Here is a 25,858-nt window from a genome sequence, read left to right as displayed (position 1 = left end):
ATGCTGCGTAGCCTGTTGCTGTGTGGCGTTGCCGCGTCGATGTTGACGCCGGCGGTCGCCCAGACGGCGAAACCGACCGCCAATCTGGCCGCGCCGGTCAAGAAATTCGGGCGTGTATCGTATGATGCACGCTCGCTGATGATCGATGGCAAGCGGCTCACCATCTGGTCGGCCGAGGTCCATGCGTTCCGCCTGCCCAGCCCCGATCTGTGGCGCGACGTGCTGCAGAAGATGAAGGCGAGCGGGTTCAATACCGTCGCCTTCTATTTCGACTGGGGGTTCCACAGCCCGAAGCGTGGGGTGTACGACTTCAAGGGCATTCGCGACATCGACCGGTTGCTCGACATCGCGGCCGAAGAAGGGCTGTACGTCATCACCCGCGCCGGGCCCTATGTGAATGCCGAGCTGACGCGCGGCGGCTTTCCCGGATGGTTGCAGAACCAGCGGGCGCGAGCGCGGACCGACGATCCCGACTATCTGGCCGCCGCCGACGAGTGGCTCAGCCAGATCAACCCGATCATCGCCCGCCACCAGATCAACGGTGGCCCAAAGGGAGAAAAAGGCGGCACGGTGATCCTGCACCAGATCGAGAACGAACTGGCGCTGACCACCCCGGCACAGGGGCGGTATATGGACCATCTCTATGCCAAGGCGCGGGCGGACGGGATCACCGTGCCGCTGTTCCACAACGACCAGGGGCGCAACGGGTATTGGGTGCCACGCGGGTCGAACGTCGCGAAGACGGTCGAGGGATCGCCCGACCTCTATGCGTTCGATGGCTATCCGGGCGGTACCTGCACCGTCGGCGGCAAGGTGACGCGCGGGTCGGCGGCACCCGACTGGGGTTTCTACGGTCCCGGCGGGGCGAAGGGTGGTGCTTCGGCCAGCCCCAACACACCGGGGTTCGCGGCCGAATTCGGCGGCGGCTGGTTCGATTACTGGGGATCGAACGGCGGCTATGAATGCAATGCCCGCCAGCGCGGCAAGCGGTTCCAGCGGGTATTTTACGGCACCAACCTGGCCAACGGCATCGCCATCCAGAGCTTCTATATGGGGTTCGGCGGGACCAGCTGGGGGTGGCTGCCGGCGCCGGTCGTCTTCACCAGCTATGATTATGGCGCGGCGTTCAGCGAGACGCGCGAGGTCCGCGAAAAGGCCGAGGAGCTGAAATCGCTGGCCGGCATGATCGCGGCGGTGCCCGATCTGGCCGGGATGGTGCCGGCGGGGCCGGTGACGATCTCTTCGCCGAACATCCAGGTCTATCACAACAAATCGCCCGAGACCGACGCCCGCTTCCTGCTGGTCACGCATAATCCGTCGAACAAGGCGAGCGACGACCGCTTCATCATCACCGCCGACCTGCCCGACGGGCGCTATGCGTTGCCCGAGATGCGGCTGAACGGGTTCGATGCGAAGTGGTTGATCGCGGGTGTCAATCTCGGCGGGCAGCGGCTGGTCTATGCGACGTCGGAATTGCAGTCGCATCTGCGGATCGATGGCGGCGATGTCCTGCTGCTATACGGGCGGGCGCAGGAGGCGGCGACAACGGTGCTGCGCTATGCCAGCGCGCCGACCGTACGGGTGATCGCCGGGGACGTGCGGTCGTCGTTCGATGCGGCGAAGGGGGATTTGCGGCTCGATTACACCCATGGGCAATTGGCGCGGGTGCAGGTTTCGGGCGGCGGGCGGCCGCCGATGACGTTGCTGATCGGCGATGAGGCCGAGGTCGCGAAAATCTGGAAATCGGGCGACGTGCTGGTGCGCGGGCCGGCGCTGGTGCGGTCGGCCAAGGGCGGTGCAACGCTGGCGCTGACCGGCGATACCAAGGAAGCGACGCCGCTGGAGGTCTGGGCACCGAAGCGGGTGCGCGCGGTCACGTGGAATGGCGCGCGGGTCGCGACCGGGGCGGGCAGTGCCGGCAGCCTGGTGGCGCGCGCGCCCCTGCCCGGCCCGGCGGCGGTGACGTTGCCGGTGCTGGCCGAATGGCGGATGGCGCCGGGAACGCCCGAGGCCGAGCCGGGGTTCGACGACAGCAACTGGGCCGCGATCGACAATCGCGCCTATGCCAGCATCACCGCGCGGCCCGATGGCCAGCCGAACATGCTGATGGACGCGTACGGCTTTCACGAAGGCGATGTCTGGTATCGCGGGCGCTTCAGCGGGACGGCGGATGCCGAGCGGTTGCGGCTCTATTACGGCGCCGGCGGATCGGGGATGGTGCAGGTCTTCCTCGACGGAAAGCTGATCGGGCAGGACGAACTGCCCGGCGGATTGCCGCGCCCGATCACGACGGGCACGGCGACGATCGCGCTTCCGCAAGCCGCGCGGATGCCGGGCGAGCATGTGCTGTCGGTGATGCTGCGCAACAACGGCCATAACTGGGACCTCGACGCCGACGATTTCCACAAGGAAGCGCGCGGGATCGTGTCGGCTTCGGTCGAGAAACAGGCGGGGCAGTCCTTCGCCATCCCCGTCGCGTGGAAGATTCAGGGGCGGCAGGGCGGCGAGGATATCGTCGACCCGGTCCGCGGGGTCGCCAATAATGGCGGGCAATATGGCGAGCGGATGGGATGGCACCTGCCTGGGTTCGACGATGCGCGCTGGGCCAAGGTATCGTTGCCGGCGACCTCGGCTCCGGCCGGGACCAACTGGTATCGGACCAGCTTCGACCTGAACGTGCCGAAGGGGCAGGATGCGACGATCGGCGTGTCGTTCGGCGATGCCGCCGTGCCGCGGTCGCCGGTAGATTACCGGGTGCTGGTGTTCGTCAATGGCTGGAACATGGGTCAGTTCATCGCCCATGTCGGGCCGCAGCGGACCTTCGTCGTGCCGGAGGGGATTTTGAACCATCGCGGGCGCAACTTCCTGTCGCTCGCCGTTACCAGCGATGGTGCGCCGGGCAACGCGCTGGAGCAGGTGCGGCTGGTGACGATGCGCAACGTTCGCGGCGGGGTGCCGGTGCGGATGGTCGATGCGCCGGCGGTGTTGGCGGCGGCGAAGTGAGCTGTGCGCCCGCCCTACCCCGACCTCGCCCCAGCGAAGGCTGGGGCATCCCGGTTGCGGAGGTGTCGCGCCTGCCGCGCGAGATCCCAGCCTGCGCTGGGATGACGACAATTTCCTGACGGATTGTCCGTCCGACCTACCTGAATACAACCCTTCACCCGGAGCTATCATGGCCGCGCTGACCCACGACATTCCCCGCCAACAGGTGACCGACGCCATCGCGCTGCTGATGGACAATCTGGTCAATATCAAGGACGAGACGGGCGAGTTCCTGCTCCATCTCGACGACGGGCGGATCATCGACACCAAGGGCTGGGCCGGGTGGGAGTGGACGCATGGCGTCGGCCTGTTCGGCATGTGGCGCTATTATGAGCAGACCGGCGACAAGGCGGCGCTGGCGATCATCAAGCAGTGGTTCGAGGATCGCTTTGCCGAGGGCACGCCGACCAAGAACATCAACACCGTCGCGCCGTTCATCACCCTTGCCTATCTCTACGAGCATGCGCCGGACCCGCGGTACATCCCCTATCTGGATACGTGGGCGGAATGGCTGATGGCGCCCGACGGCCTGCCCAAGACCGAAGAGGGCGGGTTCCAGCACATCGTCTATAACGACGAGAATCCGGGCGAGATGTGGGACGACACGCTGATGATGAGCGTGTTGCCGCTGGCCAAGATCGGCCTGTTGCTGAACCGCCCGCATTATGTCGAGGAGGCGAAGCGCCAGTTCCTCGTGCATATCAAATATCTGTTCGACAAGAAGACCGGGCTGTGGTTCCACGGCTGGGACTTTAACGGGCGGCATAACTTTGCCGAGGCGCTGTGGGCGCGCGGCAATTGCTGGGTCACGATCGCGATCCCCGAGATCATCGAGATTCTCGACCTGCCGCCCGGCGATGCGCTGCGCATGTTCCTGATCGATACGCTGGCGGCGCAGGTCAAGACGCTGGCCGAGACACAGGACGAGAGCGGGTTGTGGCATACGCTGATCGTCGACCCGACCAGCTATCTGGAGGCGTCGGCGGCGGCGGGTTTTGCCTATGGCATATTGAAGGCGGTGCGGAAGGGGTATCTGCCGCGTGCTTATGAGGCGGTCGGGATCAAGGCGGTGCGCGGGGTGCTGGCCAATATCGATGAAACGGGCGAGTTGAAGCAGGTCAGCTTCGGGACGGCGATGGGCGATACCCAGCAATTTTACAAGGATATCGCGCTGACTTCGATGCCGTACGGGCAGAGCCTCGCGGTGTGTGCGCTGGCCGAGTTTTTGCGGACGTATATTTGAGTTCCCGCACCCCCGCGGAGGCGGGGGTCCAGGGTCACGGGCAGTGCGCTGCTCGGCTCTGGATCCCCGCCTTCGCGGGGATACGGTTTGGGGCGGGTCTCGCCCTACCCCCATAAACGACGTACCCCGGCCTTCGCCGGGGTACGATAACGTCCGCGACCGGGCGGTCAGCCCGCCAGCAGCGTCTTAATCGCGTCGATCGCCTCGGCGCCCTTCGCTCCGTCCGGACCGCCGCCCTGCGCCATGTCGGGACGGCCGCCGCCGCCCTGCCCGCCGAGTGCCGCGACCGCCGCCTTGACCAGATCGACGGCGCTGATCCGGCCGACAAGGTCGCTCGACACGCCGACGCCGACCGAGGCGCGACCGTCATTGACCGCGACCAGCGCGACCACGCCCGAGGGAACCCGCGCACGGGCCTCGTCGATCGTGCCGCGTAGCGCCTTTGCCTCCAACCCGTCGATGACCTGGCCGAGGAACGCGATGTCGCCGACCTGTTCGGGACCGGCGGGCGCCGCTCCGGCACCACCGCCCATGGCCAGCGCCTTCTTGGCCTCGGCCAGTTCGCGCTCGAGGCGGCGGCGATCCTCGACGAGTTGCGTGACGCGGGCGGGGACTTCGTCAGGGGTAGCCTTGAGCGCGGCGGCGGCTTCGCGGAGCTTCGCGTCGCGGTTGCCGAGCCACTGGCGCGCGGCCTCGCCGGTCAGCGCCTCGACACGACGGACGCCCGAGGAGACGGCGCCTTCGGACACGATCTTGAACAGGCCGATCTCGCCCAGCGCATTCACGTGCGTCCCGCCGCACAGTTCGATCGAATAGGTGCCCTCTGCATCCTGCCCCATCGAGACGACGCGGACCTCGTCGCCATATTTTTCGCCGAACAGCGCCATCGCGCCCATCGCGATCGCGTCATCGGGGGTCATCAGGCGCGTCGTGACGGTGCCGTTGCCGCGCACCTGCGCGTTCACGTCGGCCTCGACCAGCGCCAGCGCGTCCGCCGCGATCGGCGAGGGCTGCGAGAAGTCGAAGCGCAGCCGTTCGGGCGCGACCATCGACCCCTTTTGCGCAACATGGGTGCCGAGCCGTTCGCGCAGCGCCTCGTGCAGCAGGTGCGTCGCCGAATGGTTGGCGCGGATCTGCGCGCGGCGGGTCGTGTCGATGGTCAACGCGACGCTGTCGCCGACCTTCAGGGTGCCGGCGTCGATCGTCGCGACATGGGCGTGGAGCTTGCCGAGCTGCTTGGCGGTGTCGGTGACGGTCGCCTTGAACCCGGCATCGGTGGTCATGGTGCCAGCATCGCCGACCTGCCCGCCGCTTTCGGCGTAGAAGGGCGTCTGGTTGGTCAGGACCAGCACCTCGTCGCCGGCCTGCGCCGATTCGACGCGGGCGCCGTCCTTGACGATGGCGACGACCTGTCCCTCGCCCGCCTCGACCGAATAGCCGATGAACTCGGTGGGACCGGCGGTTTCGAGGACGTCGAACCAGACATCGTCCGACGCCTTGGCGCCCGACCCCTTCCATGCGGCGCGGGCGGCGCGCTTCTGTTCGGCCATCGCCGCATCGAAGCCGGCGCGGTCGACGGCATAGCCCTGGGCGCGGAGCGCGTCCTCGGTCAGGTCATAGGGGAAACCATAGGTGTCGTAGAGCTTGAACGCGGTCTCGCCGGCCAGCGTCGCGCCTTCTGCGAAACCGGCGGTCGCTTCGTCGAGGAGCTTCAGCCCCTTGTCCAGCGTGCGGCGGAACTGGGTTTCTTCCTGTTGCAGCGTCGCTTCGATCAGCGGCTGCGCGCGGACCAGTTCGGGATAGGCGGCGCCCATTTCGGACACGAGCGAACCGACCAGCCGGTGCATCAACGGGTCCTTGGCACCCAGCAGATGCGCGTGGCGCATCGCGCGGCGCATGATGCGGCGGAGCACATAACCGCGCCCTTCATTGGCCGGCAGCACGCCGTCGGCGACGAGGAAGCCCGAGGCACGCAGGTGATCGGCGATCACGCGATGGCTGGCCTGGGTCGGACCCTCGGCACGGGTGCCAGTCAGTTCGCACGACGCGGCGATCAGCGCCTTGAAGGTGTCGGTGTCGTAATTGTCCGAGACGCCCTGCATCACTGCCGCGATGCGTTCGAGGCCCATGCCGGTGTCGATCGACTTCTTGGGCAGTTCGCCGACGATCTCGTTCGCGTCCTGCTCGAACTGCATGAACACGAGGTTCCAGATCTCGACGAAGCGGTCGCCGTCCTCGTCGGGCGAGCCGGGAGGGCCGCCGGGGATATGCTCGCCGTGATCGTAGAAGATTTCCGAGCACGGACCGCACGGGCCGCTGTCGCCCATCGCCCAGAAATTGTCCTTGGTCGGGATGCGGATGATCTTGTGATCCGGGAGCCCCGCGATCTTCTTCCACAGGTCGAACGCTTCGTCGTCGGTGTGATAGACGGTCGCGGTCAGTTTCTCCGCCGGCAGACCCCAGTCACGGGTCAGCAGGGTCCAGGCGTTCAGGATCGCCTGTTCCTTGAAATAATCGCCGAACGAGAAATTGCCGAGCATTTCGAAGAAGGTGTGATGCCGCGCGGTATAGCCGACATTGTCGAGATCGTTATGCTTGCCGCCGGCGCGCACGCATTTCTGCGACGACGTCGCCGTCACATAGGGCCGCGTTTCGAGGCCGGTGAACACGTTCTTGAACGGCACCATGCCCGCATTGACGAACATCAGCGTCGGGTCGTTCTGCGGAACGAGCGGGGCGGAGGCGACGCGGGCGTGGCCCGCCTTCTCGAAAAAGTCGAGGAACGAGCGGCGGACATCATTGGTCGAGGTCATGCGGGCTCGATACGCAGGCACGCGCGACTTGCCAAGCTGCGACAAGCACAGGGGTTGACCCGGACGAAACATTCCCGTCCTTTCCAGCGCAAACGATCAGGGATTGCGCATGGCCAAGCGGCTTACGACTTTCATTCTCATCGCCCTTGTCGCGGGACTCGTGCTCGGCTGGGCGCTGAACGCCGGCCTGGACGATGGGGGCGGCGCGGGCAGCGCGACGCTGAAGAACATCGCCTATTACCTCTCCGCCGTGACCACCGTGTTCCTGCGGCTCATCAAGATGATCATCGCCCCGCTGGTCTTTTCGACGCTGGTCGTCGGCATCGCGCATATGGGCGACAGTTCGTCGCTCGGCCGGGTCGGGCTGCGGTCGTTCGGCTGGTTCGTGATGGCGAGCTTCATCTCGCTGATGCTCGGGCTGGTGCTGGTCAATCTGTTGCAGCCGGGCGTGGGGCTGGGCCTGCCGGTTCCGCCGGTCACCGCCGCGACCGGCGTCGACAAGCCGGCGTTCGATTTCGTCAAGTTCGTCGGCCATATCTTCCCCGCCTCCGGCATCGAGGCGATGGCAACCAACGAGATATTGCAGATCGTCATCTTCTCGCTGTTCATCGGCGTCGCGCTGACGGCGGTCGGCGACAAGGGCAAGCCGCTGGTCCGCGCGCTCGAAGGCCTTGTCGCGGTGATGTTGCAGGTCACCGACTATGTCATGCGCTTCGCCCCGTTCGCGGTGTTCGCGGCGGTGACGGCGACGCTGGCCGAGCGGGGACCGGGGATCATCGGCGACCTCGCCTATTTCATGGGCAGCTTCTATCTCGGCCTCGCCACGCTGTGGACGGTGCTGATCGGCATCGCCTTCGCGATCATCGGCCCGCGCGTGAAGATGCTGCTGCGCTATCTGCGCGATCCGATCCTGCTCGGTTTTTCGACCGCATCGTCGGAAGCGGCCTATCCGCGTACACTGGAGGCGCTCGACCGGTTCGGGGTGCCGCCGCGCATCGCCAGCTTCGTGCTGCCGCTCGGCTACTCGTTCAACCTCGACGGGTCGATGATGTATATGACGTTCGCGTCGATCTTTATCGCGCAGGCGTACGGCATCGACCTGAGCTGGGGACAGATGTTCCTGATGCTGCTGGTGCTGATGGTCACGTCGAAGGGGATTGCCGGCGTGCCGCGCGCCAGCCTGGTGGTAATCGCCGCCACGCTAGGCATGTTCAACATTCCCGAGGCCGGGCTGTTGCTGATCCTCGCCATCGATCACTTCCTCGACATGGGGCGGACCGCGACCAATGTCGTCGGCAATGCGATCGCCGCCAGCGTCATCGCAAAATGGGAGGGCGGGTTCGACGCACCCGAATCGCCGGTGATCGAACCGTTGCCGACGCCGTCGGGGCATCCGCGTACCGACGTCCCCGACAGCTTCCGTGACATGGGCGAGCCGAGATAATGGAGAGCCGCGAGGCGGACCACTCCGCCCCGCCCGCCAGTGGCCCGACCTATGGCAGCTATCTGCGGCTCGACCGGCTGCTGACGTCGCAGGAGCCGTTGTCGGACACGCATGACGAATTGCTGTTCATCGTCATCCATCAGGCGTCCGAACTGTGGATCAAGCTGTGCCTGCACGAGCTGGAGGCGGCGCGGCAGGCGCTGATCGCCGACCGGCCGGACAGCGCGTTCAAGATGATGGCCCGCGTCGCCCGCGTGCAACAGCAGCTGATCCAGAGTTGGGAGGTGCTGGCGACGATCACCCCGGCCGATTATTCGGCGATGCGCGGCAAGCTGGGCGGCAGTTCGGGGTTCCAGTCGGTGCAGTATCGGCTGCTCGAATATATGCTGGGCGCGAAGAATGTCGGGATGCTGGCGGCGCATGACGGCGACCCGGATGCGCAGGCGGTGTTGCGCGAGGCGCTTGGGCGGACCAGCCTGTATGACGAAGCGCTGCGGATGCTGGCGCGGCGCGGGTTCGACATTCCGGCGGACCGGCTGGAGCGCGATTTCACGCAACCCTATGCGGCGTCGGCAGCGGTCGAGGCGGCGTGGCAGGCGGTGTATCGCGACCCCGATCGCTGGTGGGACCTGTACGAACTGGCCGAGAAGCTGGTCGACCTCGAATATCGGGTCCAGTTGTGGCGGTTCGGGCATCTGAAGACGATCGAGCGGATCATCGGCTTCAAGCGCGGCACCGGCGGGACGGCGGGCGTCCCCTATCTGGCGAAGGTGATTGACGAAGTGTTTTTCCCCGAATTGCTGGCCGTGCGGGTGGCGCTGTGAAGTCGCTGGCGGAGGCCGAGGCGCTGGATGCCGCTGAGCCGTTGCGCGGGTTTCGCGATCGGTTCGCGCTGCCTGAGGGGGTGATCTATCTCGACGGCAATTCGCTGGGCGCGCTGCCGAAATCGACGCCGGCGCGGTTGCAGGCGGTGACGGTCGAGCAATGGGGCGACGGGCTGGTCCGCAGCTGGAACGCACATGACTGGGTCGGCGCGGGACGGCGCGTGGGGGCGAAGATCGCGCCGTTCGTCGGGGCGCAGCCGCACGAGGTGGTGGTCGCCGATTCGACCTCGGCCAATATCTACAAGCTGCTGGTCGCGGCGGTGAAGGCGCAAGACGGGCGGCGGACGATCCTGTCGGAGCCGGGCAATTTCCCGACCGACCTGTATATGGCCGATGGGGCGGCATGGAGCATTGGCGACGCGCGGGTGAGGACCGTGCCGGTGGCGGAGATCGTCGATGCGATCGACGACGATGTCGCGGTCGTGCTGCTGACCCATATCCATTACAAGAGCGGCGCGATGCTCGACATGGCTTCGATCACTGCCGCTGCGCAGGCGAAGGGCGCGCTGGTGCTATGGGATCTGAGCCACAGCGTCGGGGCGGTGCCGGTCGGCCTCAATGGCTGCAACGCCGATCTGGCGGTCGGGTGCGGCTATAAATATCTGAACGGTGGGCCGGGCGCGCCGGCATTCCTGTATGTCGCAGAGCGGCATCAGGCGGTGTTGCGATCGCCGCTGTCGGGATGGTTCGGCCATGCCGCGCCGTTCGACTTCGGCGACGATTATGCGCCGGCGGGCGATATCGGGCGGTTCCAATGCGGGACGCCGCCGATCCTCGGCATCGCTGCGCTGGAGGAAGGAATTGCCCAGTTCGATGGTGTCGATCGGGCGGCGCTGTTCGCCAAGGGACGAGCGCTTGGGGATGCGTGTATCGCGCTGATGGCCGAACATTGTCCCGAAATGGAACTGGTGTCACCGCGTCGGGCGGCGGCGCGGGGCAGCCATGTCTCGTTCCGGCATCCACAGGCCTATGCGATCTGTCAGGCGCTGATCGATCGCGGGGTGATCGGCGATTTCCGCGCGCCCGACGTGCTGCGACTGGGCTTCGCGCCGCTCTATGTCGGCTTTGCCGATCTGTGGCGGGCGGTGGCGGTGCTAGCGGAGGTGCTCCGCGATGACAGTTGGGACGCGCCGCACTATCATGCCCGCAACGCGGTGACCTGACGGAACGAATTGAGAACGCGGCGGTTGGTGGCGGCGAAAGGAACTGCCATGACCGAACATGCCAATCCCAAGAGCGAACCCTTTTCGAATGCCGAGAAGGACCCGGACGACTGGACGACCGGCGACGAGAAGATGACCGGGGCGCAGGCGTCGTATCTGAAGACGCTGAGCGAGGAAGCGGGCGAGCCGTTCGACGACGGGCTGACCAAGGCGGAAGCGTCGAAGGCGATCGATGCGTTACAGGAGAAGACCGGGCGCGGGGCAGGCTGAGGTTCGGCACTTCCTCTTTCCCTCCCCTTCTTTCCGCGCCGCGTTCGCTTCGAGCATGTCGAGAACCGTAGTCGAGAGGGAGTTGCCCCAGGCGACCCATTCTCGACGGACGCTTCTCGGCATGCTCGAAGCTGCTCGAACCGAACGGTTGCGCGTGTGGTCAGGACGTCGGCCGCATCGCCATCAGTCGGTCGAGCAGCACCAGTCGGGTGGCGAGGTCGACGCGATAGGGCGCATTCGGCCGCGATCGCTTGAGCGCGGCCAGCCATGCCCGCTTCGCACCGGGTAGGTCGCCGGTCTGGATCAGCGCCATGCCGTAGTAGAAATACGGTCCGGGATGGTCCGGCGCGTAGGCGATGCCTTGTCCAAACGCGAGTTTGGCGGCGGGCGACAGGACGCGGCCGCCGTCATGCGCGAGGATCGCGGTGCCGAGTCGCGTCCACAGGCGCGCGCTTTGCGGATTACCCTGTAGCCCGCCGAGCACCGCGTTCACCGCCGCCTGCGTCGCGCCGGCGCGCGCCAAGCCGTCGGCGGCGACGGCATAGGCATAGTCGTAGGTGAACCGGCCCCAGATCGCGTCGCGCAGATCGTCGGCGGCGATATCGACCGGTTCGGTTTCGCGCTGTGCGGCGCGCGGCGTGCCGGGTAGCTCGGGGCTGCCCTGCCATGCATAGCCAGCTGCCCCCAGCATCAGCGCGGCGCCGACGAACCCCCGGAGCGGCCTGGCGACGCGTGCCACGACCAGCAGCGCGAAGCAGCCGACCAGCAGCGCAAACAGGATCAGCCAGCCGTTCATCGCCGTCTCCGCTTCAGGCTGCGCCGTGCGAGCACGATGCCGATGCCGAGCAGCAGCAGCGGCGTCGCCCAGAGCAGGATGCTGGCCGGCGAGAAGGGCGGATCGTAGCTGACATAATCGCCATAGCGCTGGATCAGCCAGTCGCGGACCTGATCGGGGCGTTCGCCTGCGGCGATGCGTTGCCGGACGAGCGCACGCATATCGGCGGCCATGTCCGCATCGCTGTCGGCGATCGACTGGCTCTGGCAGACGAGGCAGCGCAACGTTTCCATCAGCGCCTTGGCAGATCGTTCCTGCGCGGGATCGGGCAATTGCGTGTCGGCGAGTGCCGGGGGCGGCACGTTCGACTGTGCCGATGCGGGGCCGGCGAGCAGCAGCGCGAAAGGGAGCAACAGCCTCATCGCGCGGCCTTCAGCCTGGCAAGCAGGATCGGTACGTCCTCGTCGCGGATCGCGCCGATATGCTGGTGGGCGATGCGGCCCTGCCCGTCGATCACGAAGGTTTCGGGCACCCCCGACGATCCGAGCGCCAGTTGCACCGAGCTGTTGCGGTCGTCGCCGATCGCGGCATAGGGGTCGCCATAGTCGCTCAGGAAGGCCGCGACCTTGTCGGGCGTGTCGCGGATCGCGATCGCGTCGATCTTTGCGCCTGCCCTGGCCAGTTTGGCGAGTTGCGGGGCTTCGGCGGCGCAGGGGACGCACCAGCTGCCGAAGACGTTGAGCAGGCGCGGCTGGCCGGTGCGGAAGGCGGCGGTGGTCAGGCCCGGCTTGGTCGGGACGGCGGGAGCGAGGGTGAAGGCCGGCAGCGGCTGGCCGATCAGGCGCGAGCGGACCTGCCGGTCGGGCTCTTGCGACAACATCCATGCGAACAGGCCCGCGACGGCGACGAACGCCGCCAGCGGCACCCAGAACAGACGCCGCTTCACCGTGCCCTCCGCCGCCGGACGCGGCCGATCAGCGACACGAACCCGCCGAGCGCGATCAGCCCGCCACCGGCCCAGATCAGCGTCACAAACGGCTTCCACCACAGCCGCAACTGCCGCCGCCCGCCATGATCGTCCCGGCCAAGCACGGCGTAGAGCTGTCCGTCCCAGAAGGTCGCGAGCGCCGCTTCGCTGGTTTCGGTCGGCGGGTTGGCGAAGAAACGCTGTTCGGGGCGCAGCAGGAAGGGCTGGCCGCCGTCGCGGGTGACGATCAGCCGCCCCTGTATGGCGGACCAGTTGTCGCCAACGACTGGCTTGATCCCTTCGAAGCGAATGGCGAAGGGGCCGACCCGGTTGATTTCGCCCGGCCGCGCGGCGACAAGGCGTTCGGCGGTGAAGGCGCTGTCGCTGGCCATGCCGGCAAGGCTGACGGCGATGCCAAGATGCGCGACGACCATGCCCCAGATCGGCATCGGGGTCCGCCACGGGCTGCGCCCGACCAACGGCAGAATACTGGCAACCGCCAGCCCGGCGGCGAGCGACAGGCCGAGGAGCGGCATCAACCCGGCATCGGTGAACAGCAGCGCTATGAAAACAATTAGCGTCACCGCCGCCGGCATCGCGATCCGCCGGGCGACCGCCCTGCCGCGATCACGCCGCCAGCGCAGCAACGGCCCGACCGCCATGCCGGCGACCAGCAGCAATGCGATCGGCCCGGCGGCGCGGTTGAAGAAGGGCGGGCCAACCGACAATTGCACGCCGAACGCCTCGGCCAGCAGCGGATAGAGCGTGCCGATCAGGACGATGCCGAGAATGACCGACAGCAACAGGTTGTTGAGCACCAGCCCGCCTTCGCGGCTGACCGGTTCGAACAACGCCCCCTGCCGGACCGTGCCGACGCGGAAGGCGAACAGCGCGAGCGCCCCGCCGATATAGAGGATCAGCAGCGCGAGGATGAAGCTTCCGCGCGTCGGATCGACGGCAAAGGCATGGACGCTGGTGAGGATGCCCGAGCGGACGAGGAAGGTGCCGACCATCGACATCGAAAAGGCGACGACCGACAACATGATCGTCCATGCGCGCAGGCCGTCGCGGGTCGCGAGCACCGTCACCGAGTGGAGCAGCGCAGTCGCCGCCAGCCATGGCATCAGCGAGGCATTCTCGACCGGGTCCCAGAACCACCAGCCGCCCCAGCCAAGCTCATAATAGGCCCAGTAGCTGCCGGCGGTGATCCCGATCGTCAGGAAAATCCATGCGCCCAGCACCCATGGCCGCATCGCCCGCGCGAAATCGCGGCCGACATCGCGGGTGACCAGCGCCCCGACGGCGAACGAAAAGGCCACCGACAACCCGACATAGCCGAGATACAGGGTCGGCGGATGGAAGGCGAGGCCGGGGTCCTGCAAAAGCGGATTGAGACCAAGACCATCGAGCGGTGTCGGCGACAGGCGCGCGAAGGGATTGGAGGCGAACAGCAGGAACGCATAGAAGCCCGCCGCGATCGCCGCCTGCGCCGCCAGTGTCGCGACATGGGTGCGCGTGGCCAGCAGCCGCTCGAAGAGTGCGATCGCCCCGCCCGCCACCGCCAGCACGGTGACCCAGAGCAGCATCGACCCTTCGTGATTGCCCCAGGTCGCCGCGACCTTGTACAGCATCGGCTTGGCGCTGTGGCTGTTTTCGGCGACCAGCAGCACCGACAAGTCGGTCCGGGCGAACAGGGCGACCAGCGCGGCGAAGGCGCCGAGCGCCAGCAACCCTTGCGCAACGGCGACCGGCCGAACCGCAGCGAGCAGATCGCGGACGATCTGCGGCGGTTCCGTCGCGCGCGACGACAGCGCGATCGCCGCCATCGCCAGTTGCAGCAACGCCATTGCCGCCGCCAGCCACAGCGCCGCCAGACCGGCTTCGGCGATCACTGCGCGATGCTTTCGCTCTTGTGCATCTTTCCGGCGACCTGCGGCGGCATGTAGCGTTCGTCATGCTTGGCGAGCAGATTGTCGGCGACGAAGCCGCCGCCAGCCACGAATTTTCCTTCGGCGACCACGCCCGAATTCTCGCGGAACAGGTCGGGGACGATGCCCGAGAAACGGACCGGCACGGTCGCCTTGCCATCGGTGACCGTGAAGGCGATCGTCACGCCATCGGCCATGCGCTTCACCGATCCGGGTGCGACCATGCCGCCCAGCCGCACCGGCTTGTCGACCGGGGCCGAGGCGGCATCGGCGGGCGCGTAGAAGAATGCCGCTTCGTCGCTGAGAGCCGACATCGCCAGCAGCACCGCGCCGACGATCGCGACCACGGCCAGCAATGCCAGCGTCATGCGTTGCCGTTTCGGGCTCATCCCCGCTCCGCGCGGCGCATCGCCACCCATGCGAACAGGATCAGCGCGACGATCGCACCGATGGTCAGCCCATAGGCGGCGAGGATGAACGGCCAATGGTTCATGCCGCGGCCCGGCGACGCATCCGCGCCTCCGCCTTGATCCGCGCGAGATCGGCGCGCATCCGCATCAGCACGATGCCGCCGAACAACAGGCTGGCACCGCCGGCGGTAAAGCCGAGCGGCCACAGGATCGACGGATCGATGGTCGATTTCGTCAGCGTGATGCTCGGCCCCTGATGCAGCGTGTACCACCATAATACCGAATAGCGGATGACCGGCAGCAATGCGGTGCCCGCAATGCCGAACAATGCCGGGATCCGCCCGTCGCCATCGCGTTCGGCGTCGGCGCGGGCCAGCGCCAGATAGGCGAGATAGACGAAGAACAGAAGCAGCATCGAGGTCAGCCGCCCGTCCCATTGCCACCACGTGCCCCAGGTCGGACGACCCCAGATCGATCCGGTCGCAAGGCAGATGCCGGCAAAGACCGCACCGGGCAGCGCGATCGCCCGCGCCGCAACCGCCGCCAGCGGATGCCGCCATACCAGATAGACGATGCTGGCGATGGCGAGGCTCGACCAGCCGCCCATACCGAGCCATGCGGCGGGGACATGGACGTACAGAATGCGGACGCTTTCGCCCTGCAGATAGTCCGCCGGCGTCCGGGTCAGCCCTGCCCAGCAACCGAACAGGAACAGCGCAAGGCCGCCCCAGACCAGCAACGGGGTAAGCGGTCGCGCGATCGACAGAAATCGACGGGGATTGGCAAGGGCATGAATGCTGGGCACGGTCGCGCCCTGTCTATGCAAGCCGGGCGCAAACGGCAATGCGGATCGACGTCGCATCGACGCCCGCAACCGTAACGATAGATTACCGTTGGTACGCTACGGACTTGGACCCATGACAGGCTGGTTTGTACGGGAGCAATCATGAGTTTGCAGCACGATCATACCGGATTTGCGAACCGGACCGCCACCGCCCCCGCCGGCCGGCGCATATCGGCCAACCTGTTTCTGGCCAATCTGAGCGACGCCGATTTCGCGTTGCTTTCCCCGCACTTCGAACGGGTTTCGATCGCGGTCGGCGACGTGATCATGCCCGCCGGTGGACGGATCGAGCATCTGACCTTCCTCGATTCCGGCATCGCCGCGCTGCTCGACACGATCGAGGGCGAGCGGCTGCATGCGGTCGGGCTGATCGGTAACGAGGGGTATCTGGGCTGGCCAGTGCTACTGGGCGACGACCGGTCGCCCTATGCCACCATCCTGCGCGCCGAAGCCGGCACCGCGCTGCGCATTCCGGTCGAGCGGGTGGTCGCGGCGGCGGAACAGAGCGATACGTTGCGCCGCGCGCTGCTGCGCTTCATCGAGGTGTTCATGATCCAGATGGGGCGGACCGTCGTGTCGGCGCTGGGCCATTCGGTCGAGCGGCGGCTGGCGCGATGGATCCTGCTGTATCACGACCGGGTGCGCGGCGACGAGATCACCATGACGCACGAGGAATTCCGCATCATGCTGGGCGTGCGGCGCAGCAGCATCACCGACGCGCTGCACCGGCTGGAGGAGCAGCATGCGATCCGGTCGGTCCGCGGGCGGGTGATCGTGCGCGAGCGGGAAAAGCTGCTGGCGCTGGCCGCCGATACCTATGGCTCCGCCGAAGCGGCCTATGAACGGCTGGTGCGCACACTCGGAAACTGATTGAGAGCCGCGACCCAAAAAAAGGGCCGCCCCGGAACGGAGCGGCCCGAAAACCACAGGGGGCTGGGATCAGCTAGACGCGCTCTGGCGGATCGTGCCGTTGACGCCGTTCGGGAAGAAGCCGCCGGCGGTTTGGACGGTGTTGTTTAGGTAGACGATGTTCAACACCTGGCCCGGCGTGCGGCTGAAGGCGATGCCCATATTGTCGGCGGGGACGATGTTCGACACGAGGACAGACCCGCTGCTGGTGGCGCGGATGCCCTGATCCAGATCGGTGCTGCCATCGAGGCTGTCGCGCGCGTTCGAGATCGCATCGGCCGCATCGATCAGCGCCGGAGTGGCGACGCCCTTGCGATACAGCACGGTGCGGACCAGCCCGGCATGATAGGCCTCCGCCGCGTGGATGCCGGCAGCGGCTTCGAGGAAGGTCTTGTTCGAGATGAAACCGACCGCGCCCTTGTATGCCGTGACGCCGACATCCTCGAAGATATAGGCGCCGAGCAGGAAATTCTCGTCGCTGGCATAGACGTCGAAGGCCGCGCCTGCCCCGATCAGCCCCGCCGCGCGCGCCGCGTTCGAAAAGGCGCTGGTCGCAGTCACGCCGATATCGATCGCCGGTTGCGCCACCGCCGCCGATCCCAGCGCGAGGCGCAGGAAGTTGACGTGCGCGATCTCGTCCGCCGCAATTTCCCGGGCATAGCGGGCAACGAGCGGATCGGTGAAGGTCACCTGCCGGCCGCCGGTGACCGCTCCCTGATTGCCGGTACCCGACAGGCTGCTGCTGGGCAGGCCGGTACCGAGCGCGGCGTAGGAGTAGAATTGCGCTTCGAGATATTCGAGGTTCAGCGCGAAGTTCAGCACGTCGGCGTCGCTGATCGCGCTGGTCGGAGTCGGGGTGGGCGTAGGCGTGGGCGTCGGAGTGCCCCCGTTGATCGGGCCGCCGCCGCTATCGCTGCACGCGGCGAGCAGCGAGGCACCGGCGGTCGCCATCGCGGCGCCACCGGCATAGCGCATGAACTCGCGCCGGGCGTTGCGGCGTTCGTCACAGGCTTCGAGCACCTGAAGAATCGGATCGTTGGTCATGATACTGTCTCCCTGGCTCAGTTCGCGGCGCTGACGCGGATGGTGCCGTTCACCCCGTTGGGGAAGAAGCCACCGCCGCTGACCTGGGTGTTGTTCAGGTACACGATGTTCAGCACCTGCCCGGTCGAGCGACTGAAGGCGATGCCGTCGCTGTCGAGGGGCACGATGTTGCTAGCGTTCGGGTTGCTGGCGAGCGGCGTCAGCCCCTGATCGAGATCGGTCGTGCCGTCGAGGCTGTCACGCGCATTCGAGATCGCGTCGCTGGCGGCGATCAATTGCGACGAAGGCGTCTCGATCCCCTTCGCATAGAGCGTCGTGCGGACGATCGCGGCGTGATACGCCTCCACCGCAAGGATCCCTGCCGCGGCTTCGAGGAACACCTTGCTCGAGAGCAGCGGCGCTGCGCCCTTGTACGCGGTCACGCCGACATCCTCGAAGATGTACGCGCCGAGCAGGAAATTCTCGTCGCTGGCATAGGGGTCGAAGCTGGCCCCCGCGCCGATCAATCCAGCGGCGCGTGCGGCGTTCGAAAAGGCGCCGGTCGCCGACGCGCTGATGTCGATCGCCGGCTGGGCGACGGCGCTGGTGCCGAGGCCCGCGCGCAGGAATTCGACATGCGCGCGTTCGTCGGCGGCGATCTCCCGCGCATATTGCGCGACGATCGGGTCGGAGAAGGTCACCTGCCGTCCACCGGTCACCGCACCCTGTGCTCCCGTACCGCTGAGCAGCGAGGTGGGCAGGCCGGTGCCGAAGGCGGCGAAATAGTAGAATTGCGCTTCGAGATATTCGAGGTTGAGCGCGAAATTCAGCACGTCCGCGTCACTGGGCGCGGATTGCGCGATCGCTTCGTTCGATTCCGAGGCGAAGATCACGGCACCGCCGATCGCGGCCGCTCCCCCCAGCATCCGAAAGAAGTCTCGCCGGTCCTCGCGGCGTTTGGCGCGTGCTTCGAACGCCTCCGTCAACAACGTCTGATCGGTCATGGCACCGTCTCCCTGCATCGTTCTTGCGATGGAACGAAGCCTGTTCGAATAAAGATGCACGTCCAAACCGGACGTACGGTTCCGTACAGGGAGGGGCCGACGACTGGATTGCAAAAAATCTTGCAGGCAAAAGGTCGGCAAATGGCGTTCGTAGTGCAAACAGACATTTCGCCCGATAGCGGCAGTTTTCTGCCGACCACGGACAACCGGCTGATCGGGTCGCTGCGCGCGGAAACGCGGCGACGACTGGCGATGGCGGCGACCCGGATCGAATTGAATACGGGCGACGTGCTAACCCGTGCCGGCGAACCCATCGATCGACTGGTCTTTCCCGAAGGCGCGCCGGCGATGCTGTCGGTATCGACCGGTGGATCGTCGCAGGATGTCGGCATGATCGGTCGCGACGGCGTGGTCGGATGGTCGCGGCTGTTCAGCGACCAGCCGACACCGTTCACCGCGCGCGTCCATATTCAGTCGGGTAGCGCGATCGAGATCCCCGCCTCGGCGGTGGTCGACGCAGCGAACGAAGACCCGGCGCTGCTGAAGGCGGTGCTGACCTTTGCCCAGCGTTTCACGATGCAGATGGCGCGGACGCTGGCATCGGCGCTGCGCGACGTGCCCGAACGGCGCATCGCCCGCCTGCTGCTGATGATCGACGACCGGATCGACGGCGAAACCATGTCGGTGACGCATGCATCGATCGCGGCGACGCTGAACCTGCGCCGGGCGACGGTGACCGACTGCCTCCATATCCTCGAAGGCGAGCATATGGTGCGGTGTTCGCGCGGGCGGATCACGATGCGCGACCGCGCGGCGCTGGAGGCGCGGGCGGGTCTTGCCTATGTCGCCGATGACGGCCTCGCGCCCGAAACGCCGCGCTGATCGTCAGGGCTGGCCGCGCACCGTCTTCAGGTCGATGCCGAGCCGCTGCACCTTGTAGTAGAAGGTCTTGCGCGGGATGCCGAGGCGATCGATCGCCGCGCCGATCTCGCCGCCGGTCGCGGCGATCGCCGCGAGGATCGCCTCGCGCTCGAACGCGGCGATGCGTTCGGGGAGCGGGCGGCTGGCATCGTCGGCCGCCGCCATGCTGCCGCTGCCGTCCAACCCCAGCACGAAGCGGTCGGCGAAGTGCGCCAGTTCGCGGACATTGCCCGGCCAGTCGTGATGCGCAAGCAGGTCGCGCGCCTCGTGCGTCAGCGACGGCACCTCGCGCCGCAGCCGCGCCGCCGAGGCATCGACCAGATGCGCGAACAGCAGCGGCACGTCTTCGCGCCGTTCGCGGAGCGGCGGAATGCGCAGCCGCACCGCCGCCAGCCGGTAGAGCAGTGCCGGGGCGATCGCGTCGGGGCCCCGCTGCGCTTCCTCCGCAGCGGTCGCGATGACGCGGATGTCGACCGGCACGGCGTCGCGCGGGCCGCGGATCGCGCGATCCTCGATCACCTGGGTCAGCCGCCCTTGCAGCGCGCGGGGCGCCTGGTCGATATCGTCGAGGAACAGCGTGCCGCGCTGCGCCCCGACGATGCCGCGGTCGCCGACGGTCGCGAACAGTTCGTCCTCGATCGCCGGTCCGGGAAGCGCGGCACAGGCGACCGCGACGAAGCGATGCCGGGCCCGGCGGCCGGCACGGTGGATCGATCGGGCCAGCAATTCCTTGCCGGTGCCGGTCTCCCCCTCGATCAGCAGGTCGATATCGGTGTCGGCGAGGACCGGGATCATCTCGCGCAGGCGAAGGATGGCGGGCGAGCGGCCGATCAGCGCGACCTGTTCGCCGCCCGCCGCCTGCGCCCGCAACCGGCGATTGTCGAGCGCCAGCGCGCGCGCCGCCACGGCACGGGTGGCCGCTGCGACCAAGGCGTCGGGGTCGAACGGCTTGGACAGGAAATCCCATGCCCCGGCCTTCAGCGCATCGACCGCCATTTCGACATCGGCATGGCCGGTGACCAGCACGACCGGCAGCGTCGGGTCGCGTTCGCGTAGAGTTCGAAACAGTTCGATTCCCGACATATGCGGCATGCGCACGTCGGTGACGACGATGCCGTCGAAATCGGCGTCGATCGCGAGCAGCGCAGGCTGTGCCGCAACGAAGGGTACGACGTCGAACCCCGCCAGCGTCAGCAATTGCTGCGTCGAGGCACGCAGGTCGGCATCGTCCTCCACCAGCGCCACCCGCCCCCTGATCGCGCTCGCGTCGGTCATGACGCCCGCCGCAGCGTTGCTTCGAAGCGCGCACCGCGTTCCGTAGGCAGGAGGCGGAGCGTACCGCCAAGGTCGGTCATGATGTCCTGCGCGATCACCAGCCCGAGGCCGAGACCGTTCGGGCGGCTGGTGACGAACGGCGTGAACATGCGTTCGACGACCGTCGGATCGATGCCCGGCCCGTTATCGGCGACGATCAGCGAGACGATGTCGCCATCGACGCGCACCTCGATCGCGATCGCCGGATCGGCGCGGCCGTCCAGCGCCTCCAGCGCGTTCTGCAACAGGTTGACCAGCACCTGTTCCAGCCGGACCCGTCCCGCGATCACCAGCAGGTCGGCGGGAATGGTCGGTGCGGTGAAGTCGACCTCCGACAGCCGCTCCTTCAGGATCAGGCGCGCCCCGTCGACGATATCGGCCAGCGGCACCGGGCCGATCACGCCGCTGCCCTTGCGCGCGAAACCCCGCAGTTCGGCGGTCACGAGGCCGATGCGGTCGGTCAGCCGGGCAATGGCGCCAAGATTGTCGTCGACCTGCCGGGTGTCGCCGCGCCCCAGCAACTGGCGGGCGGCGGCGACATAGTTGCGGATCGCGGCGACCGGTTGCGCGGTTTCATGCGCCACGCTGGCGGTGATCTGTCCGAGCGCGGCGAGCCGATTGGCCTGTCGCAACCCTTCGCGCAATTCGGCGGCGCGCGCCTCGGCAGCGGCCCGTTCCTCCATCTCGTCGCGCAGCAGGCGGGTCCGATCGGCGACCGCGGCCTCCAGCTCGCTGGTCCGGATCGCGCGGCGGCGCGACCGTTCGCGCAGGCCCCACGCCATGGCCAGCAGCGCAAGGGTGGCAAGCGCGGCGGCGATCGCGCTGCCGCGCACGACACCCCCGACCGCCGGTTGCAGCGGCATGGCGAGATGGACGCGCCAGCCGGCCGCATCGGGTTCGGTCTGGACATGCTGCAACAGCCGCCGTTCGCCGTTCAGCCGGATCGCATCGCCGACCATCGCGAACGGTCGCGGGCGCAGCGATGCGGCTCCGCTGTCGGCGCGCATGGCGGCGGCGATCGCCGGCGCGATCGGCAGCGTCGCGGCGAAGCGCCATTGCGGGCGGCTGGAGATCAGCACCACCCCTGCCCGGTCGGTGACGAAGGTCAGCCCGCCCGCCGCGCGCCATTCCTGCTCGATCCGGTCGAATTCGAGCTTCACGATCAACACCCCGCCTTCCGCCGTCCGGCGGCTGAGATACAGGCCGGGCCGGTGGCTGACGGTGCCGAGCGCGAACTGCATGCCGGCCCCTGTCCGCATGGCGTCACGGTAATAACGACGGAACGTATAGTCCTTGCCCACGAAGCTTTGCGGATCGGCCCAGTTGCTGGCCGACACCGCCAGTCCGTCGCGTCCGATGACGTAGATGACCGACGCCCCGGTCGAGGTGGCGAGCGCGCTGAGCTTAAGGTTCAGCGCCTGTGCCGCGCCATCGACCCGGCGCACCGCGGCGACGACGTCGCGATCGTCGGCCAGCGCCACGGGCAGCAACCGGAACCGGGCGATCTCGCTGGCGAGCAGTACCTGTCGCAGCCGGGCATCGGCCTCCAAGGAAGCGACGAGATCGCCCCGGGCGCGGCGTTCGGCGACCCGGCCGACCAGCGCGGCGGCAAGCGCGCTCAGGAGCAATGCTCCGAACACCCACCGGATCCATGTCGATCTGAGTCCCGCCCGCATCGGCGTGCAGCTTTACGATCCGGAAAGCTTTTGTGCAAGAAGTTGCACTTTCAGGCAGCTGCCATGGCGGAAATCGGCGCAACATGCACGCAGTCGAATGTCTATGTCATTGTTTTTAAAACATATAATGACACAGATTGCACGAAAGACAACCCTGATTGCAATTCGCTAAACCATCCCGGTCGCGCCAACCGCCAGGGAAGAGCAGGGTCGGGCGCACCAGAGGATGAAAGGTCGTCACATGATAATCACTGGTCATTCAACCCACCCGCCGGTCCCGCCCGTAGCCAGGCCGTGGTATGCGCACCTCTACGTCCAGGTGCTCGTCGCCATCGTGTGCGGCGTGCTGCTCGGCCATTTCTACCCGCAGACCGGCGAAGCGCTGAAGCCGGTCGGCGACGCGTTCATCAAGCTCGTCAAGATGATCATCGCGCCGGTCATCTTCCTGACGATCGTCACCGGCATCGCGGGCATGCGCGATCTCGCCAGCGTCGGCCGCGTGGCGGGCAAGGCCTTCGCCTATTTCCTGTTCTTCTCGACCCTCGCGCTGATCGTCGGCCTGATCGTCGGCAACGTCATCCAGCCGGGCGCCGGGCTGAACATCGATCCCTCGACGCTCGATACGTCGAAGGTCACGGAGTACGCCGAAAAGGCGCATGACACGACCATCACCGGGTTCCTGATGGGGATCATCCCGGATACGTTCATCTCGGCGCTGACCGAGGGCAACATTCTCCAGACGCTGTTCGTCGCGATCCTGTTCGGCATCGGCCTCGCCATGATCGGTGACAAGGGTGAACGCGTCCTCGACGGCCTGAACGAAATCTCGATCGCCTTCTTCAAGGTCGTGGCGATCGTCATGAAGGCCGCCCCGATCGGCGCGTTCGGCGCGATGGCGTTCACCATCGGCAAATACGGCATCGGCACGCTGTTCAGCCTCGCGGCACTGGTCGGTACCTTCTACCTGACCGCCCTCCTGTTCGTCATCGTCGTGCTCGGCGCGGTCGCCCAGTTCTGCGGCTTCTCGATCTTCAAGCTGATCTCGTATCTGAAGGCCGAACTGCTGCTGGTGCTCGGCACCTCGTCGTCGGAAAGCGCCCTGCCCTCGCTGATCGAGAAGATGGAGCGTGCCGGCATTCCGAAGTCGATCGTCGGCCTGGTCGTCCCGACCGGCTATTCGTTCAACCTCGACGGTACCAACATCTACATGACGCTGGCGGCGCTGTTCATCGCGCAGGCGTGCAACGTCGACCTGACGCTCGGCCAACAGCTGCTGCTCCTCGCCGTCGCGATGCTGTCGTCGAAGGGCGCGGCGGGCGTCACCGGTGCGGGCTTCATCACCCTTGCCGCGACCCTGTCGATCGTGCCGACCGTGCCGGTCGCCGGCATGGCGCTGATCCTCGGCGTCGATCGCTTCATGAGCGAGTGCCGCAGCCTGACCAACTTCATCGGTAACGCGGTCGCAACCGTCGTCGTCGCAAAATGGGAAGGCAAGCTCGACAAGCACCAGTTCGACGAGGCATTGGCCGGTCGCAGCGTGCGGGTCGACCAGATGCCCGAAGGCGCCGTTCCCGCCGAATAATCGACCAAGGGGGATGCCGGTGCAGGGGTAACAGCCCGCACCGGCATTCGGTTTTCTGCCCCGCGAGGCACCGGAGAGATTTTGATGAACATGTTCCTGCGGCTCTGCTGCACCACCGCCGCCCTGATCGTCCCCGCCGCCGCGTGGGCCGGCGAGGCCCCCGCCCCCGAATCGGCCGTCACGGCCGCGGGTCAGGTCGCCGATCGCGGCAATGCACGCCCGGTCGCGCAGGAATATCCGACCGCCGGTGTCGGCGACGGCGTGACCGCCGGTGGCTACAACCAGTCGCGCTGGGCGGAGGACTGGACGAAGTTTCGCGATCCCAAGAAGCGCGACGACATTCTCGACCGGCTGAAATATATTCCGATCGGTGGCGACGACGTCTATCTGACGCTGTCGGGCGAGTTCCGCGCCCGCGTCAACCTGACCACCAATCCCAATCTGCGCGACCGCGAAGCGCAGCGGCAGGACATTTTTCGCGTGGTCGGTGGTGCCGACCTGCATCTGGGCGAGCATGTCCGCCTGTACGGCGAACTGGCGCATGCCGGCATGTCGGGCCGCAACCTCGGCGCGAAGGCCGGGCAGCTCCACAACGACCTGGTAGTGCAGCAGAGCTTCGCCGACGTGACCGGCACGATCGGCGGCGTCGATCTGGGGGTGCGCTATGGTCGGCAGACCTTTGCCGACGGCCCGAACCTGATGGTCGTGCCGCGCGACAACAACACCATCTTCTTCGTCTATAACGGCGTCCGCGCTTGGGCGAAGGGCGACACGATCCGCGGCGACGTGTTCGATTTCAAGACGACGCGCCTCGGCGTCGGCGGCACGCGCGACGATATCGTCGACGACAATCGCCGCTTTTCGGGGGCGACCGTCGGCTTCGTGCTGCCCAAGACCTTCCTCGGCGGATCGAACCTGTATTTCGACCCCTTCGTCTGGCGGCTGCGCAACAGCAACGCCGTGTGGGGCGGGCGGACGGCGGAGGAAGTCCGCAAATTCTACGGCCTGCACCTCTATGGCGACACCGGGCCGGTCAATCTCGACTGGACGGTCAACTATCAGGGCGGCGAGTTCAACAACCGTCCGATCTCCGCGTGGCTGGTGCTGCTGCAACAGATGTACAAGGTCGGCAAGTCGAAGACCGCACCGCGCGTCGGTTTCCACTTCGACTATGCCAGCGGCGGCGGCTCCTATGGCAACGGCACGCTCAAGACCTCGCTCGCGCCGTTCGGCAACAACATCTATTACAGCTATCAGCTGTATGCGACGCCAACCAACATGATCGCGTTCGCGCCCAGCGTGCAGTTGCAGCCGACGTCGAAGCTGCGGCTGGCGGCGGAATATCAGCTGTCGTGGCGCGACAGCCTGAACGACGCGGTGTACCGTGCCAACGGACAGGCCTTCGCCGGAACGCAGCTCGGCAATTCGCGCAAGATCGCCGACACGATCCGCTTCCAGGCGATCTATCCGCTGAGCCCGCGCGTCAGCCTGACCGCGCGCTACGAGCATCTGATCGCCGGACCCGCGCTGACCGATGCGGGGTACCGGAGTTCGGACTTCGTGGCAGGCTGGGTTAGCTTCCGCTTCTAGTTCCTTGAGCGACCTCGCGCCCCGGTGGTCTTCCACCGGGGCGTTTCTTTGTTTCC

At 66.8% G+C, this 25,858-nt stretch carries 22 protein-coding genes; 10 read left to right on the top strand and 12 right to left on the bottom strand.

All coding sequences use genetic code 11. The features are described from left to right. Together MF607_RS09390 and bglB are read left to right on the top strand one after the other, a co-directional pair. On the top strand, positions 1 to 3,003 hold the full coding sequence (locus tag MF607_RS09390; RefSeq protein WP_431311923.1) for a glycoside hydrolase family 35 protein: 3,003 nt from the start codon (positions 1 to 3) through the stop codon (positions 3,001 to 3,003). A 169-nt stretch (positions 3,004 to 3,172) separates the two neighbouring features. Then, positions 3,173 to 4,285 (top strand): beta-galactosidase BglB, encoded by a 1,113-nt coding sequence (bglB, locus tag MF607_RS09385; protein ID WP_242117830.1) that lies wholly within the window; start codon positions 3,173 to 3,175, stop codon positions 4,283 to 4,285. A 167-nt stretch (positions 4,286 to 4,452) separates the two neighbouring features. Here the strand turns inward: bglB and alaS are convergent, their stop codons facing one another. Next, a complete protein-coding gene (alaS, locus tag MF607_RS09380; protein WP_242117828.1) occupies positions 4,453 to 7,098 on the bottom strand; it encodes an alanine--tRNA ligase in 2,646 nt (881 codons plus the stop codon). A gap of 109 nt (positions 7,099 to 7,207) precedes the next feature. Here alaS and MF607_RS09375 point away from each other — a divergent pair, with 109 nt between their 5' ends. Genes MF607_RS09375 through MF607_RS09360 form a run of 4 tightly spaced genes read left to right on the top strand, consistent with a single transcriptional unit; the run spans position 7,208 to position 10,859 of the window. Continuing rightward, the gene (locus tag MF607_RS09375; RefSeq protein WP_242117826.1) at positions 7,208 to 8,542 is read left to right on the top strand and encodes a dicarboxylate/amino acid:cation symporter; all 1,335 of its coding nucleotides are present in this window, start codon (positions 7,208 to 7,210) and stop codon (positions 8,540 to 8,542) included. Then, positions 8,542 to 9,366, top strand: a complete 825-nt coding sequence (locus MF607_RS09370; protein WP_242117824.1) for a tryptophan 2,3-dioxygenase — start codon at positions 8,542 to 8,544, stop codon at positions 9,364 to 9,366. The genes MF607_RS09375 and MF607_RS09370 overlap by 1 nt, the downstream gene beginning before the upstream one ends. Further along, positions 9,363 to 10,589, top strand: a complete 1,227-nt coding sequence (gene kynU / locus MF607_RS09365) for a kynureninase (protein ID WP_242117822.1) — start codon at positions 9,363 to 9,365, stop codon at positions 10,587 to 10,589. Before MF607_RS09370 ends, kynU begins: the two co-directional genes overlap by 4 nt. A gap of 48 nt (positions 10,590 to 10,637) precedes the next feature. Beyond that, the gene (locus MF607_RS09360; protein ID WP_242117819.1) at positions 10,638 to 10,859 is read left to right on the top strand and encodes a DUF3072 domain-containing protein; all 222 of its coding nucleotides are present in this window, start codon (positions 10,638 to 10,640) and stop codon (positions 10,857 to 10,859) included. Between the two features lie 160 nt (positions 10,860 to 11,019). Here the strand turns inward: MF607_RS09360 and MF607_RS09355 are convergent, their stop codons facing one another. From MF607_RS09355 to ccmC, 7 genes are read right to left on the bottom strand one after another with little or no spacing between them, the layout of a single operon-like run. Then, a complete protein-coding gene (locus tag MF607_RS09355; protein ID WP_242117817.1) occupies positions 11,020 to 11,655 on the bottom strand; it encodes a tetratricopeptide repeat protein in 636 nt (211 codons plus the stop codon). Further along, positions 11,652 to 12,056, bottom strand: coding sequence for a cytochrome c-type biogenesis protein (locus MF607_RS09350; protein WP_242117815.1), 405 nt, complete (start codon positions 12,054 to 12,056; stop codon positions 11,652 to 11,654). The genes MF607_RS09355 and MF607_RS09350 overlap by 4 nt, the downstream gene beginning before the upstream one ends. Next, positions 12,053 to 12,580, bottom strand: a complete 528-nt coding sequence (locus tag MF607_RS09345; protein ID WP_242117813.1) for a DsbE family thiol:disulfide interchange protein — start codon at positions 12,578 to 12,580, stop codon at positions 12,053 to 12,055. The genes MF607_RS09350 and MF607_RS09345 overlap by 4 nt, the downstream gene beginning before the upstream one ends. Beyond that, on the bottom strand, positions 12,577 to 14,493 hold the full coding sequence (locus tag MF607_RS09340) for a heme lyase CcmF/NrfE family subunit (RefSeq protein WP_242117811.1): 1,917 nt from the start codon (positions 14,491 to 14,493) through the stop codon (positions 12,577 to 12,579). Before MF607_RS09340 ends, MF607_RS09345 begins: the two co-directional genes overlap by 4 nt. Continuing rightward, positions 14,490 to 14,918, bottom strand: coding sequence for a cytochrome c maturation protein CcmE (gene ccmE / locus MF607_RS09335; protein WP_242117809.1), 429 nt, complete (start codon positions 14,916 to 14,918; stop codon positions 14,490 to 14,492). The genes MF607_RS09340 and ccmE overlap by 4 nt, the downstream gene beginning before the upstream one ends. Then, a complete protein-coding gene (gene ccmD, locus MF607_RS09330) occupies positions 14,915 to 15,022 on the bottom strand; it encodes a heme exporter protein CcmD (RefSeq protein WP_156359823.1) in 108 nt (35 codons plus the stop codon). Before ccmD ends, ccmE begins: the two co-directional genes overlap by 4 nt. After that, positions 15,019 to 15,744: a heme ABC transporter permease CcmC gene (ccmC, locus tag MF607_RS09325; RefSeq protein WP_242117806.1), complete on the bottom strand. Its 726-nt coding sequence runs from the start codon at positions 15,742 to 15,744 to the stop codon at positions 15,019 to 15,021. Before ccmC ends, ccmD begins: the two co-directional genes overlap by 4 nt. Positions 15,745 to 15,885: 141 nt before the next feature. On the opposite strand from ccmC, the gene MF607_RS09320 reads away from it, so the two are divergent. Continuing rightward, positions 15,886 to 16,653, top strand: coding sequence for a Crp/Fnr family transcriptional regulator (locus tag MF607_RS09320; RefSeq protein WP_242117805.1), 768 nt, complete (start codon positions 15,886 to 15,888; stop codon positions 16,651 to 16,653). Positions 16,654 to 16,722: 69 nt separating this feature from the next. Here MF607_RS09320 and MF607_RS09315 read toward each other — a convergent pair whose 3' ends face one another. Both MF607_RS09315 and MF607_RS09310 read right to left on the bottom strand, forming a co-directional pair. Beyond that, positions 16,723 to 17,736 carry a ferritin-like domain-containing protein gene (locus MF607_RS09315; RefSeq protein WP_242117802.1) on the bottom strand — a complete coding sequence of 338 codons (1,014 nt, stop codon included), beginning with the start codon at positions 17,734 to 17,736 and terminating at the stop codon, positions 16,723 to 16,725. 17 nt (positions 17,737 to 17,753) lie between these two features. Continuing rightward, a complete protein-coding gene (locus MF607_RS09310; protein WP_242117800.1) occupies positions 17,754 to 18,719 on the bottom strand; it encodes a ferritin-like domain-containing protein in 966 nt (321 codons plus the stop codon). 141 nt (positions 18,720 to 18,860) lie between these two features. Between MF607_RS09310 and MF607_RS09305 the strand changes: the two genes are divergently transcribed. Further along, positions 18,861 to 19,601: a Crp/Fnr family transcriptional regulator gene (locus tag MF607_RS09305; protein ID WP_242117799.1), complete on the top strand. Its 741-nt coding sequence runs from the start codon at positions 18,861 to 18,863 to the stop codon at positions 19,599 to 19,601. A 3-nt stretch (positions 19,602 to 19,604) separates the two neighbouring features. Here MF607_RS09305 and MF607_RS09300 read toward each other — a convergent pair whose 3' ends face one another. Both MF607_RS09300 and MF607_RS09295 read right to left on the bottom strand, forming a co-directional pair. Next, positions 19,605 to 20,915: a sigma-54-dependent transcriptional regulator gene (locus tag MF607_RS09300; RefSeq protein WP_242117797.1), complete on the bottom strand. Its 1,311-nt coding sequence runs from the start codon at positions 20,913 to 20,915 to the stop codon at positions 19,605 to 19,607. Continuing rightward, positions 20,912 to 22,630, bottom strand: coding sequence for a sensor histidine kinase (locus tag MF607_RS09295; protein ID WP_242117795.1), 1,719 nt, complete (start codon positions 22,628 to 22,630; stop codon positions 20,912 to 20,914). The genes MF607_RS09300 and MF607_RS09295 overlap by 4 nt, the downstream gene beginning before the upstream one ends. Positions 22,631 to 22,871: 241 nt before the next feature. Here MF607_RS09295 and MF607_RS09290 point away from each other — a divergent pair, with 241 nt between their 5' ends. After that, on the top strand, positions 22,872 to 24,212 hold the full coding sequence (locus MF607_RS09290; protein WP_242117792.1) for a dicarboxylate/amino acid:cation symporter: 1,341 nt from the start codon (positions 22,872 to 22,874) through the stop codon (positions 24,210 to 24,212). An 84-nt stretch (positions 24,213 to 24,296) separates the two neighbouring features. Further along, positions 24,297 to 25,802: an alginate export family protein gene (locus tag MF607_RS09285; protein ID WP_242117790.1), complete on the top strand. Its 1,506-nt coding sequence runs from the start codon at positions 24,297 to 24,299 to the stop codon at positions 25,800 to 25,802. Positions 25,803 to 25,858 lie beyond the last annotated feature (56 nt).

Source organism: Sphingomonas lacusdianchii (assembly GCF_022664395.1).
GTDB classification, from domain to species: domain Bacteria; phylum Pseudomonadota; class Alphaproteobacteria; order Sphingomonadales; family Sphingomonadaceae; genus Sphingomonas; species Sphingomonas lacusdianchii.
Note: the sequence above shows the minus strand (reverse complement) of the source record. Positions and strands in the feature narration are given on the sequence as shown.